General features: G+C 72.7%; 10 protein-coding genes and 2 rRNA genes. 7 read left to right on the plus strand and 5 right to left on the minus strand.

Features of this window, described 5'->3' with window-relative positions:
- A 23S ribosomal RNA gene (locus ACRYR2_RS00005) occupies window positions 1-112 on the plus strand; the annotation flags it as partial.
- Between the two features lie 171 nt (window positions 113-283).
- Window positions 284-400: ribosomal RNA gene (gene rrf / locus ACRYR2_RS00010) — 5S ribosomal RNA — on the plus strand.
- Here the strand turns inward: rrf and ACRYR2_RS00015 are convergent.
- Window positions 389-1,615, minus strand: a complete 1,227-nt coding sequence (locus tag ACRYR2_RS00015; protein WP_432560760.1) for a hypothetical protein — start codon at window positions 1,613-1,615, stop codon at window positions 389-391. The genes rrf and ACRYR2_RS00015 overlap by 12 nt on opposite strands.
- On the opposite strand from ACRYR2_RS00015, the gene ACRYR2_RS00020 reads away from it, so the two are divergent.
- The gene (locus ACRYR2_RS00020) at window positions 1,580-2,197 is read left to right on the plus strand and encodes a hypothetical protein (protein ID WP_432560761.1); all 618 of its coding nucleotides are present in this window, start codon (window positions 1,580-1,582) and stop codon (window positions 2,195-2,197) included. The two genes, ACRYR2_RS00015 and ACRYR2_RS00020, sit on opposite strands and share 36 nt — an antisense overlap.
- 4 nt (window positions 2,198-2,201) lie before the next feature.
- The gene (locus ACRYR2_RS00025) at window positions 2,202-2,747 is read left to right on the plus strand and encodes a DUF6912 family protein (protein WP_432560762.1); all 546 of its coding nucleotides are present in this window, start codon (window positions 2,202-2,204) and stop codon (window positions 2,745-2,747) included.
- A 3-nt stretch (window positions 2,748-2,750) separates the two neighbouring features.
- Here the strand turns inward: ACRYR2_RS00025 and ACRYR2_RS00030 are convergent, their stop codons facing one another.
- On the minus strand, window positions 2,751-3,248 hold the full coding sequence (locus tag ACRYR2_RS00030) for a DUF2505 domain-containing protein (protein WP_432560763.1): 498 nt from the start codon (window positions 3,246-3,248) through the stop codon (window positions 2,751-2,753).
- Window positions 3,249-3,397: 149 nt separating this feature from the next.
- Here ACRYR2_RS00030 and ACRYR2_RS00035 point away from each other — a divergent pair, with 149 nt between their 5' ends.
- Both ACRYR2_RS00035 and ACRYR2_RS00040 read left to right on the plus strand, forming a co-directional pair.
- Window positions 3,398-8,329 (plus strand): NAD-glutamate dehydrogenase, encoded by a 4,932-nt coding sequence (locus tag ACRYR2_RS00035; RefSeq protein WP_432560764.1) that lies wholly within the window; start codon window positions 3,398-3,400, stop codon window positions 8,327-8,329.
- 73 nt (window positions 8,330-8,402) lie between these two features.
- Window positions 8,403-9,905, plus strand: coding sequence for a sensor histidine kinase (locus ACRYR2_RS00040; RefSeq protein WP_432561126.1), 1,503 nt, complete (start codon window positions 8,403-8,405; stop codon window positions 9,903-9,905).
- A 66-nt stretch (window positions 9,906-9,971) separates the two neighbouring features.
- On the opposite strand, the gene ACRYR2_RS00045 is transcribed toward ACRYR2_RS00040, so the two are convergent.
- On the minus strand, window positions 9,972-10,220 hold the full coding sequence (locus ACRYR2_RS00045) for a WhiB family transcriptional regulator (RefSeq protein WP_012086460.1): 249 nt from the start codon (window positions 10,218-10,220) through the stop codon (window positions 9,972-9,974).
- Window positions 10,221-10,590: 370 nt separating this feature from the next.
- On the opposite strand from ACRYR2_RS00045, the gene ACRYR2_RS00050 reads away from it, so the two are divergent.
- Complete coding sequence (locus ACRYR2_RS00050; RefSeq protein WP_432560765.1) at window positions 10,591-10,998, plus strand: hypothetical protein; 408 nt, start codon at window positions 10,591-10,593, stop codon at window positions 10,996-10,998.
- A gap of 6 nt (window positions 10,999-11,004) precedes the next feature.
- On the opposite strand, the gene ACRYR2_RS00055 is transcribed toward ACRYR2_RS00050, so the two are convergent.
- Window positions 11,005-11,958 (minus strand): RNA polymerase sigma factor SigF, encoded by a 954-nt coding sequence (locus ACRYR2_RS00055; RefSeq protein WP_432560766.1) that lies wholly within the window; start codon window positions 11,956-11,958, stop codon window positions 11,005-11,007.
- Window positions 11,955-12,401 (minus strand): ATP-binding protein, encoded by a 447-nt coding sequence (locus ACRYR2_RS00060; RefSeq protein WP_432560767.1) that lies wholly within the window; start codon window positions 12,399-12,401, stop codon window positions 11,955-11,957. Before ACRYR2_RS00060 ends, ACRYR2_RS00055 begins: the two co-directional genes overlap by 4 nt.
- Window positions 12,402-12,461: the final 60 nt, after the last annotated feature.

Consider the following 12,461-nt stretch of genomic DNA (forward strand, 5'->3'; position numbering starts at 1 on the left):
CGTAAGGGGTGGGAGGCTCCCTGGAGATGACGGGGTTGATAGGCCGGGTGTGGAAGCAACGACTAGCGAGTTGTGGAGCTGACCGGTACTAATAGGCCGATCACTTGTCTACCACGCACCAGCTGCCACCAACCGGAAAGGGTTGGTCGGTGAGGCGGTGCCGGTGGCGGGTGCAACGATCAAACGAACAAGCACTGCTGGAAAGTGTCGCGTCCATTGTGTGGTTCTCGGGAGAGAACCCGCGCCACATGTGAGTGTGGTGGTTCGATCCTGGCCTTTGTGGTCCGGTGGTCATAGCGGTGGGGAAACGCCCGGTCTCATTCCGAACCCGGAAGCTAAGCCCACCAGCGCCGATGGTACTGCTCGGGAGACTGGGTGGGAGAGTAGGTCACCGCCGGCCACTCAACTTTGAGTGAACACGTGTGGGGAGCAGTTCTCTTGCGAGAGCTGCTCCCCACACGCATGTCCAGGCTCGTCGTGAGACGCTGGACCGCTCGCGCGGCGAGTGCAACGTGAACAGTGACGAGGACAACCGCGCACCGAGCGCGGCGGGTGGGAGATCGGCATGGCGGAACCAGGCGCACGTGGTCGCAACGACGGAGAGCGTCGTCCGACCGGCGAAGGGCGTGGTGCGGGGCGTCCGCAGTCGTCCCGCGGTTCCGGTGGCCGGTCGTCGGCGCCCGGAGGTCCTCGTCGCAGTGACCGTCGCGACGGCGAAGGGCGTGACCGCACCGACCGTCCGCGCCGCTCGACGCCCGGCGACGACCAGCGTCCGGGGCGTCCTGTCCGCGAAGGTCGTCCGGATCGTCCGCAGCGCACCGACGCCCGTGGCACCGGCCGCGGCGACCGGCCCTACCGTGACGACCGCACGCCACGGGGTGACCGCGACAACCGCTGGTCCAGTGATGACCGTCCGCGCCGGGACGAGCGTTCCTACCGTGATGACCGTCCTCAGCGTGATGACCGTCCTCAGCGCGATGACCGTCCTCAGCGCGATGACCGTCCGCGCCGGGACGAGCGTTCCTACCGGGACGAGCGTTCCTACCGTGATGACCGTCCCCAGCGTGATGACCGTCCGCGCCGGGACGAGCGTTCCTACCGCGATGACCGTCCCCAGCGTGATGACCGTCCGCGCCGGGACGAGCGTTCCTACCGCGATGACCGCCCCCAGCGCGACGACCGTCCGCGCCGGGACGACCGTTCCCACCGCGATGACCGTCCCCGCCGCGACGGCGGAGGCGCGCGTCGCGAGCAGTCCCCCCGGGGAGACCGCCCGTTCCGCGGCGACCGCCCGCAGCGGTCGGACCGCACGCAGGCCGGTGCTGCCCGCGGCGACCGTCCGTTCCGCTCGGACCGCCCCCAGCGCGGCGAGGACCGTCCGCGCCGCAACGACCGCGGCCCGGTGCGATCCAGCGGTGCGGACCGTCCGCGCGACACGCGGCCGGCGCGTCCGGCCGGTCCTGCGATCCCGGCCGACATCACCGGCAAGGAGCTCCCCCAGGAGATCCGTCGCGCGCTCCAGGGTCTGACGGCCGACAACGCCGACATCGTCGGCAAGCACCTCGTCGCCAGCGGCCGCATGCTCGACGTCGACGCCGAACGTGCCTGGCAGCACGCGCTGGCCGCGCAGCGTCGTGGGGGTCGCATCGCGGCGGTCCGCGAGGCCGCCGCCATCGCCGCCTACAAGGCGGGGCACTTCCGTGAGGCGCTGGCCGAGCTGCGCACGGTCCGGCGCATGACCGGAGACGACAGCTACCTCCCGTTGATGGCTGACTCCGAACGTGGTCTGGGCCGGCCCGAGCGCGCCTTGGACCTGGCCACCTCGCCCGAGGCCGCCAACCTGGACGTTGCGGCCAAGGTGGAGATGCTCATCGTCGCCGCCGGCGCCCGGCACGACCTGGGGCAGCACGACGCCGCGGTGGTCTCGTTGCAGGTGCCGCAGCTGCGCACCAACAGCCGCGCACCCTGGCGGGCCCGGCTCTGGTACGCCTATGCGGACGCGCTGATCTCCGTCGGCCGGCAGGCCGAGGCGCGGGAGTGGCTCGTCAAGGCCGCCGAGGCCGACAGCGAGGGCGAGACCGACGCCTCCGAACGTCTCGACGAGCTCGACGGCATCGTGTTCGACGAGGAGTGGGACGACGAAGAGGTCCTCGACGAGGACGCCGACGAGAGCGACGCAGCGGAAGACGAGGACTGAGCGGATGCGGGTGTACTGGCCGACGACCCTGACCGCGCTGGCGCGCCTGGCGCCGGCGGGCGAGCTCGCCGGTGCACCCGTCACCGTGCACGCCGTCACACCGACGTTGCGCGACTACTACGCCGACGCCGATCCGCGTGACCTCGAGGAGGAGCTCGAGTACGTCGCCATGTCCGATGCCGCCGAGCAGTCGGTGCGGTTGCTCGCCGCGGAGAAGGCCGAGCAGCAGGAGGGGAGCGACGTGTTCCCACGCCGGGTCGTCCTCGCTCTCGACGTCCCGGACACCGCCGTCACCGCGCAGCGGGGTGCGTGGTCGGCGCCGGAGCGCTCTCAGGTCGTCGTCACCGAATCCCTGACGTTGGCGAACCTGGTCAGCGTGCACGTCGACGACGCCGAGGCCGAGGCGGACGTGCGCGCTGCGATCGACGCGCTGCCCGCCGCCGACGGCGGCGACGAGGACGCGCAGTTCACCGTCGGTGAGTGCGAGGGGCACGACCTGCTCTGGTACGACGCGAGTGAACTGCCGATCCTGCTCGCCGTCGGCCCCTGATCCTCAGCGGGACAGCCACTCCTGCGCCAGGGAGACCTCGGACCGCACCAGCTGCAGCAGCCCCGGCAGCGCCGCCTTCTCCACCGAGGGACCCAGCAGCGGCACCCGCACGGTCAGCGACCCGTCCATCTCGTGCACGCTGCCCGGACCGTCGGTGGCCAGGGTCGTCGTCGCGGCCAGTTCGACGGGGGCGGACCGGACCGTCAGCGTGAGCGCGGCGCGCCGGCTCCCGTCGGCGCCGGCCGGTTCCCAGCGCTCGACCTGCTCGACGACGGCGGTCTGGCCGAGGAAGCGGCTCGCGGCCTGCGGCAGCACGTCCGTGCGCACCGTCCGGGAGGTCGAGACCACCGTCGCGTCGCCGTCGGCGGTGACCGACTCCTCGTGCTCGACCGCTCCGGAGCGCTCGGCGCGGGCCCGCAGGAAGGCGGGATCGGTCAGGACGGCGAACACCGCCTCGGGGGCGGCGGAGAAGGTCGACCGTTCGGAGAACTGCACAGGCACGTCAGGGAGTTCCTTTCCCGTCGAGGCCGAGTCAACGGCACGGGATCACTCTAGGGCGGCCCTGCGACGACTCCGGGACGGCTCCCCGCGCAACGGCGGAGATCACCACTAGGCTGGCGGTGCGTACCCACTCCAGATCCGGAGCAGTGATGCCTGGCACCACGTCTGCCGCCGTCAGCAGTGTTCGCGACCTGGCGCGAGCCGCCACGACCGCCCGCGGACCGGGGGCCGGGAACGGCCTGCCGCAGGCCCTCGCCGCCGGCACCGCGGTGGAACGCCTGCTGCTGGACTACTTCGCCCACACCGCCGTCGAGGACCTCGCCGACCGCGACCCGGAGCACCTGCTGACGGCGGTGCTGTCGCACGTGACGTGCGGATCGGTGCGCGTGCCGGGCACGACGCTGGTGCGGATCGTCGACGGTGCCTCCTCGGGCGCCGGCGAGGGGCGCTGCACCGTCGAGGTCGTCACCGACGACATGCCCTTCCTCGTCGACAGCCTGACCGCGGCGCTGACCCGCGCCGGCCGGGGCATCCACCTGCTGGTGCACCCGCGGCTGGCCGCGCGCCGGGCCCCGGACGGGACGCTGGAGGACCTGCACGACGTCGACACCGCGCCGCCGTCCGAACCGGCCGAGTCGTGGATCCGCATCGAGATCGACGCCGGGGGCACCGAGGCCGACGACGACCTGCTGATCCGGCTGCGGGGGGTCCTGGACGACGTGCGGGCGGCCGTCAACGGGTGGCAGCCGATGCGCGCCAGGGCGTTGCAGACGGCCGACGCGCTGCAGATCGACCCGCCCGCGGGCATCCCGGACGCCGAGCTGCGGGTCGCCGAACGGTTCCTGCGCTGGATGGCGGACGACCGGTTCACCTTCCTGGGGTACCGCGAGTACGACCTGCAGACCCAGGGCGACGACGTGGTCCTGGTGGCCCGGCCCGAGACGGGTCTGGGGGTGCTCGCCGAGCGCCCGGGCCGTCCCGGCGGCCGCGCGCGCAAGCTGTCCGGTCCGGTGCGGGACAAGGCCACCGAACCCCAGGTCCTGGTGGTCACCAAGGCCAACGCGCAGGCCACGGTCCACCGCCCGGCGTTCCTGGACTACGTGGGCGTCAAGACGTTCGACGAGGCCGGCCGCGTCGTCGGTGAGCGCCGGTTCCTGGGGTTGTTCACCTCGGTGGCCTACACGGACTCGGTGAAGCGGGTCCCCGTCGTGGCCGAGAAGGTCGCCGAGGTGCTGCAGCGCGCCGGTTTCGGCTCCAGCGGGCACTCGGCCAAGGACCTGCTGAGCATCCTGGAGACGTTCCCGCGCGACGAGCTGCTGCAGGCCGACGTGGACTCCGTCCTGGCCACGTCGCTGGCGGTGCTGCGGTTGCAGGAGCGTCGCCGGACGCGGTTGTTCCTGCGCCGCGACGACTACCGCCGGTTCATGTCCTGCCTGGTCTACCTGCCGCGCGACCGGTACACCACCCGCGTGGGGGCACGCATCGAGCAGTTGCTGCGCGAGGCGTTCGACGGTGGGTCGGTCGAGCACACGTTGCGGGTCTCGGAGTCGGTGCTGGCCCGGTTGCACGTCGTGGTGCGGGCGCGGGCGGGGGAGGAGCTGTCCGACGTCGACGTCTCCCGGCTGGAGGCCGACGTCGCGCGCGCGGCCCGTTCGTGGGAGGACGACGTCCTCGACGCGGCGCGGGAGCGGTCGGGGGACGCGGGCGCAGCGCTGGTGCGCCGCTGGGCTGCGGGGATCCCCAACGGCTACCGCGCGTCGGTTCCGGCCGAGCGCACCGTGACCGACCTGGCCCGCGCGGAGGAACTCCTCGCGAGCGACCACCGCGACCAGCCCGCGCTGGACCTGCGCGAGGACCCGGACCAGCCGCGGACGTGGCGCCTGACCAGCTACCGCACCAGTCCCGTCACCCTCAGCGCCGTGCTGCCCGTGCTGACCGACCTGGGGGTGGAGGTCACCGACGAGCGACCGCACCTGCTGACCCGCGAGGACGGGCACCGGGTGTGGGTGGACGACGTGGGGCTGCGGCTGCCGGTGGACGTCTGGCACCTGGACGCCGATCCCGCCGCGGCCCGCACCCGGTTCACCGAGGCCTTCGCGGCGGCCTGGGCCGGGCGGGCCGAGAGCGACACCCTCGCCCGGCTCGTGCTGGCCGGGCAGCTGACCTGGCAGCAGGTCGCCGTCGTGCGGGCCCTCGTGCGCTACCTGCGGCAGGTGGGGCTGGCGTACTCCCTGGACTACGTCGCGAACTGCCTGCTGGGCGACGTCGGCATCACCCGGCTCATCGTCCGCCTGTTCGAGGCGCGCTTCGCCCCGACCCGGCCCGGGCACGAGGGTGAGCGTGCCGAGGTCGTCGACGCCCTGGAGGAGGAGACGAAGGGCGTGCTCGACGGGGTCGCGAGCCTGGACGCCGACCGCATCCTGCGGGCGTTGTTGTCGGTCGTGCAGTCGGTGGTGCGGACCAACGCCTACCAGTCCGGGCCGGACGGGCGGCCGCACGGCTACCTGTCGTTCAAGCTGTCCCCGCGCGGGGTGGCCGGGATGCCCGAACCCGTTCCGTACGCCGAGGTGTGGGTGTACTCCCCGCGGGTGGAGGGGGTGCACCTGCGGTTCGGTGAGGTCGCCCGCGGCGGGTTGCGCTGGTCGGACCGCCGGGAGGACTTCCGCACCGAGGTGCTCGGGCTGGTCAAGGCGCAGATCGTCAAGAACGCGGTCATCGTCCCGACGGGGGCCAAGGGCGGTTTCGTGGCCAAGCAGCTGCCGGACCCGTCGGTGGACCGGGACGCCTGGTGGGCCGAGGGCATCGCCTCCTACCGGACCTTCATCTCCGGGTTGCTCGACGTCACCGACGACCTGCGGATCGTGGAGGGGGTGCGGACGACGGTCCCGCCGGCCGACGTCGTGCGCTACGACGGCGACGACTCCTACCTGGTGGTGGCGGCCGACAAGGGCACCGCCTCGTTCTCCGACATCGCCAACGAGATCGCGGTCTCGCGGGGTTTCTGGCTCGGTGACGCGTTCGCCTCCGGTGGTTCGGTCGGCTACGACCACAAGGCGATGGGCATCACCGCGCGCGGTGCGTGGGAATCGGTGCGCCGGCACTTCCGCGAACTGGGGCACGACGTGCAGAGCGAACCGTTCACCGTCGTCGGCGTCGGGGACATGAGCGGTGACGTGTTCGGCAACGGGATGCTGCTGTCGCAGCAGATCCGGCTGGTGGCCGCGTTCGACCACCGCCACGTGTTCCTCGACCCCGACCCGGACCCGGCGCTCTCGCACGCCGAGCGGGCCCGGTTGTTCGCGTTGCCGCGCTCGTCGTGGGCCGACTACGACGCCTCGCTCATCTCACCCGGCGGCGGGGTCTACCCGCGGACGGCCAAGTCGATCCCGATCAGCCCGCAGGTCGCGCGGCGCCTGGGACTGGAGGGTGTGACGGCGCTCTCGCCGACGGAACTGCTCAAGGCGGTCCTGGCCGCCCCGGTCGACCTGTTCTGGAACGGGGGGATCGGCACCTACGTCAAGGCCTCGACCGAGTCGCACGCCGACGTGGGGGACAAGGCCAACGACGCCATCCGCATCGACGGCCGTGACCTGCGCGTCAAGGTCGTCGGGGAGGGCGGGAACCTCGGGCTGACCCAGCGCGGCCGGATCGAGGCCGCCCTGCAGGGCAACGCCGGAGAGGGTGTGAAGCTCAACACCGACGCCATCGACAACTCCGCCGGCGTCGACTGCAGCGACCACGAGGTCAACATCAAGATCCTGCTGGACCAGCTGGTGGTCCGCGGCGAACTCGACGCCGCGGAGCGCAACGAGACGCTGCTGCGGATGACCGACGAGGTCGGCGCGCTGGTGCTGCGCGACAACTACGACCAGAACGTCGTGCTGAGCGTGGAGGGGACCTTCGCGCCCGGTCTGCTGCCGGCGCACCGCCGGCTGCTGGACGCGTTGCAGCGCGCCGGGGACGTGGACCGGCACCTGGAGGCGTTGCCGTCGAACGCCGACCTGGACCGTCGGGCCCGTGAGGGGCACGGCCTGACGATGCCGGAACTGTCGGTCCTCGTCGCGCACGCCAAGATCAGCCTGGGGCGGCAGGTGCTGGCCAGCGGGTTGCCGGACGAGGAGTGGGTCGCGCAGACGCTGCGCGGGTACTTCCCGGCCGAACTCGGTGAGCGGTTCGAGCAGCACCTGGCCGACCACCCGTTGCACCGGGAGATCGCCACCACCGTGCTGGTGAACCTGGTGGTCGGCACGGGAGGGCTGACGTTCGCCTTCCGGGCCGCCGAGGAGACCGGCAGCGACCCCGCCGACGTGGTGCGCGCCTTCGTGGTGGCCACGCAGGTGTTCGGGCTGTCCGAGCGCGCCGCGGCCGTGGAGGCCCTGGACGGCCAGGTCGAGGCCTTCGCGCAGGCACGGATGCGCCAGGAGCACCAGCGGTTGCTGGACCGGTCGGTGCGCTGGCTGCTGCACACCCGCCCCGAGGGCGTGGACGTGCCCGCCGAGATCGCCCGGTTCGGTCCCGCGGTCGCGCGGCTGGCTCCGCGCGTCACCGACCTGGCCGGGGGGGAGTTCCTGCGCGGGGACGACGCCGCGGCCCTGGTGGCCGAGGCGGAGTGGTTCACCGACCGGGGCGTTCCGGTCGAGGAGGCCCGGCGCACCGTCACGCTGTTGTCGACGTTCCCCCTGCTGGACGTCGTGGAGGTCGCCGACGCGACCGGCCGTGAGGTCGAGGAGATCGCCGCGACCTGGTTCGAGCTGTCCCACCGGTACGCGATCGGGACGATGCTGGAGGGCATCGCCCGGCTGCCGCGCTCGGACCGCTGGCAGTCGCTGGCCCGGGCCGCGCTGCGCGACGACCTGTACTCCGCGCTGCGGGACTTCACCGCGGCGGTCGTCGCGCACGCTCCGGAGGGGCGACCGGTCGACCCGGGGCAGGCCGTCGCGGCCTGGGAGGAGGCGCACGGTCCGGCCGTGCGGCGGGCGCAGCAGACCATGGCCGACCTCGACGAGGAGCCGGGCGCCGGCGACCTCGCGGCCCTCTCGGTGGGCCTGCGGGCGCTGCGGACGGTGCTGCGCACCGGCTGAGGTGGTCACCGGACCGGCGTCCCCGCCTGATCGTCCGTCCCGGTGGGGGCCGTAGTCTTCGCAGGTGCCCACCATGTCGGACCTGCTGCACTCGGAGACGGCGATCGACGGCGCCGAGGCCGAGTGGCTGCGGCTGCTCGTCGGTGACTGGCAGCTGATCTCGGACCTGTCCTTCGCCGACCTCGTGCTGTGGGTGCCGACCGCGGACCGGCAGCACTTCGTCGCCGTGGCCCACTGCCGTCCGACGACGGGGCCGACGGTGCACTACGACGACGTCGTGGGAGCCGTCCTGGAGCGGGGCCGCCGGCCGCAGGTCGACACGACCTTCGACGAGGCGCGCAGCCTGCGCGGGCGCGACCCGGAGTGGGACGACGACGTGCCGGTGCGGGAGGAGACGATCCCGGTCGTGCGCGAGGGTGTGGTCCTCGGCGTGCTCGCGCGGCACACCAACCTGGCGACCTCGCGCACGCCGAGCCGGCTGGAACTGAACTACGTCAAGTGCGCCGACGACCTGACCCGGATGATCGCCGACGGCGACTTCCCGCAGACCGCGGCGCCGACCGGCCCCCGCCGGGGCGCTCCGCGCGTGGGCGACGGGATGCTGCGCCTGGACGCCGACGGGGTCGTCACCTACGCCAGCCCGAACGCGCTGTCCGCCTTCCACCGCGCCGGGCTCATCGGTGAACTGGTCGGGGCGAACCTGGCGGAGATCTCCAGCTCGCTCGCGGCCAGCCACCTGCCCGTCGACGAGTCCCTGCCGCTGGTCGTCACCGGGCGCGCCCCGTGGCGCACGGACCTGGAGACCGAGGCCGCGACGCTCTCGATGCGGGCGATCCCGTTGACCCGCAAGGAGAACGGAACCGCGACCCGGATCGCCGCGCTGCTGCTGGTGCGGGACGTCTCCGAGCTGCGCCGTCGTGAGCGCGAGCTCATGACGAAGGACGCGACGATCCGCGAGGTCCACCACCGGGTCAAGAACAACCTGCAGACGGTGGCCGCGCTGTTGCGTCTGCAGTCGCGGCGCATCCACTCCGAGGAGGGGCGTTCGGCGCTGCAGGAGGCCATGCGCCGCGTCGAGACGATCGCGACCGTCCACGAGACGCTGTCGCAGGGCATCGACGAGAACGTCGACTTCGACCAGGTGCTCGACCGCTGCCTGATGATGGCCGCCGAGGTCGCGATGGAGAACGCCGAACGCGTCCGCACCGTGCGCGAGGGCAAGTTCGGCGTGCTGCGGCAGGAGGACGCGACGGCGCTGGCCCTCGTGCTGACCGAGCTGGTGACCAACGCCGTCGAGCACGGGTTCGGGTCCGACCGGGCCGGGACGGTGGTGGTCCGGGTGGAGCACACGGCCGACGACCGGCTCGAAGTCGTCGTCAGCGACGACGGGATCGGGTTGCCCGACGACTTCCAGGTCGGCAGCTCGGGTCTCGGCACGCAGATCGTGCGGTCGCTGGTCGCCGGGGAGCTGCGCGGGCGGATGGCGTTCGGGTCCAGCGCCTCGGGCGGGACCGAGGTGCGGCTGGACCTGCGGGTGCGGCGAGACGCCACGCAGATCGGCAGCGTCCGGAACTGAGGCGCCCGGAACGGGGAGGAGCCCCCGACCCTCGAGGGTCGGGAGCTCCTGCGGGTGTGCGGTGCGTCAGCTCGCGCGGCGTGCGCGGGCGGCGCGGCGCTTGAGCGCACGACGCTCGTCCTCGCTCATCCCACCCCAGACGCCGGCGTCCTGGCCGGTCTCCAGCGCCCACTTGAGGCAGGAGTCGACGACGTCGCAGCGACGGCAGACGGCCTTGGCCTCCTCGATCTGCAGGATCGCGGGGCCGGTGTTGCCGATCGGGAAGAAGAGCTCGGGGTCTTCGTCGAGGCAGGCAGCGCGGTGGCGCCAGTCCATGGGGGTTCCACTCCTTCTTGCGTGCGGTCTCAGTACGCGCGTGTCTGCTTCGCCGAAACGAGATGGACACGCGAGATCCCTGAGCACCGGCAACGCCGGCGGTGCCGGGACACGTGGGTCATCACCTGCAACTTCCCAGGTGGTGACGTGTGTCGGGGATCGCGTCGGGATCCAGAGTCACACTTCGTGCGCCCTTTCACAAGGGGTTCAACCAGGTGGATCACGGAGAACGCGTGTCGACTACGTCACATGGACGTAACACAGAAGACCCCTCCCTGTAATCCACGGGTACCCGGCGCGTCCGCCTGGACACGCCGATCGATGCCCCTCGAGCGGGGGGCGATCTGGAGGCAACGTCTACCGTGCTCTCGTGCCGTCGACCCCTGCCTCCCAGCGTGCGACCGATCCGGCCCGCACGCCACTGCTGACGCTGATCGCCGTCCTCGTCCTGTTCGAGGCGGCGCTCCTGGTCGCCGGTGCGGTGTACCTGGTGCACGGGCTCGTGGTGGACGGCTCCAGCGCACCCGTCGCGGTGGTCTCGCTCGTGGTCACGGCGCTGCTGCTGGCGGCCGGCGTCGCCTTCTGCGGCCACGGCCTGCTCCGGAAGGCCGCATGGGCGCGCTCGCCCGTCGTCGTGTGGCAGCTGCTGCAGCTGGCGGCGGGTCTGCCGGCCTTCAGCGGGGGATCGCCCTGGCTGGGACTGCTGCTGGTCGCACCGGCCCTCGTGGTCGGCGTCGGCCTCTTCCTGCCCTCGATCTCGGCCCAGGTCGGCCGCTGACGCCGGTCAGCCGGCGACGTCCTCCCCCAGCCCCTCGCGCAGCTGCGCGAGGGTCCGGCTGAGCAGGCGGGACACGTGCATCTGCGAGATGCCCACCTCCGCGGCGATCTGCGACTGGGACATGCCCCGCACGAACCGCAGGGCCAGGATCCGCCGCTCGCGCGCCGGCAGCGAGGCCAGCAGGGGGCGCAACGCCTCGCGGTTCTCGACGTTCTCCAGCGCCTCGTCCTCGGCGCCCAGCGAGGCCACGGGTGAGGTCGGCGAGCCCGTGTCCAGCGGCAGCGTCGAGTAGGCGTTGGCCGACTCCAGGACCTCGACCACGTCGTCGGGGTGCCGGCCGGTCCGCTCGGCGAGCTCGGCGACCGTCGGGGCCCGGCCGAGCTGCTGGGTCAGGCTCTCGCGGGCGTCACTGAGCTGGCGACCGGCCTCCTGCACCCGGCGGGGGACGCGCATCGCCCAGCCGCGGTCGCGGAAGTGCCGCTTGATCTCCCCGAGCATGGTCGGGACGGCGTAGGCGCCGAAGGGCACCCCGCGCTGGGGGTCGAACCGGTCGAGCGCCTTCAGCAGGCCGATGGTCGCGACCTGGACCAGGTCGTCCTGCGGTTCCCCGCGACCGGCGAACCGGCCCGCCAGGTGCTCGGCTAGCGGCAGGTGCCGTCGGGTGAGCTTTTCGCGCAGCCTCGCCCGCTCGGGGTCGTCGGGCTCGAGCAGCGCCATCCGGGCCAGCAGCGGTGCGTCCTCGGCGTCGCGCGAGGAGGGCAACCGGGCCTGCTCGACCTCCTCGGCGGTGACGTCCTCGTCGTGGGTGGCGTCCTGGTCGGGGACCCGGACGGGCCCGGCCGTGGTGACCCGGACCTCGTCGGCGGTGGGGTGAGCGTCGATGTGCTCAGGCTCGCGGCGCTCGCCCTCGCGCGCCACCGGGAGGTTCCGCGCCGGCGGGCGGGGGGTGGTCCGGTTCACCCGACTCCTGCCACCAGGTGCGTGGGAGCACCACTCGTCTTGCTGTGCCGCAGCACGATCCACGCCCCGGTGGCCGAGGTGCCGGTGAAGACCTCGCCGACCAGCGCCTCCAGCACCGCCCACGCGAAGCTCGAACGCTCGGGCATCTCCCGCGCGGGTCCGCGGACCTCGACCTCCAGGCTGCCCTCGCCCAGGCGGAAGGTGGCCACCAGTTCGTCCTGGGCGGAGGAGGAACCCAGCAGCAGCGTGCAGGCCTCGTCGACGGCGATCCGCAGGTCCTCGATCTCGTCCAGGGTGAGGTCGAGACGGGCGGCCAGCCCGGCGCTCGCCGTGCGGACGACGGTCAGGTAGGCCGGGTCGGCCGGCACCCGCAGCTCCACCAGGTCGGTGGACGTCTCCGTGGCCGGATCGCTCGCCGGTAGGCCGGTCGGGGGGGTCGGCACGGTCAACGTCCTCTCGGGCCCGGGTGCGGGAAGTGCGGGAAGGTGCGAACAGCAGCTTGG

The organism is Kineococcus deserti (assembly GCF_050871945.1).
Taxonomy (GTDB): Bacteria; Actinomycetota; Actinomycetes; order Actinomycetales; family Kineococcaceae; genus Kineococcus.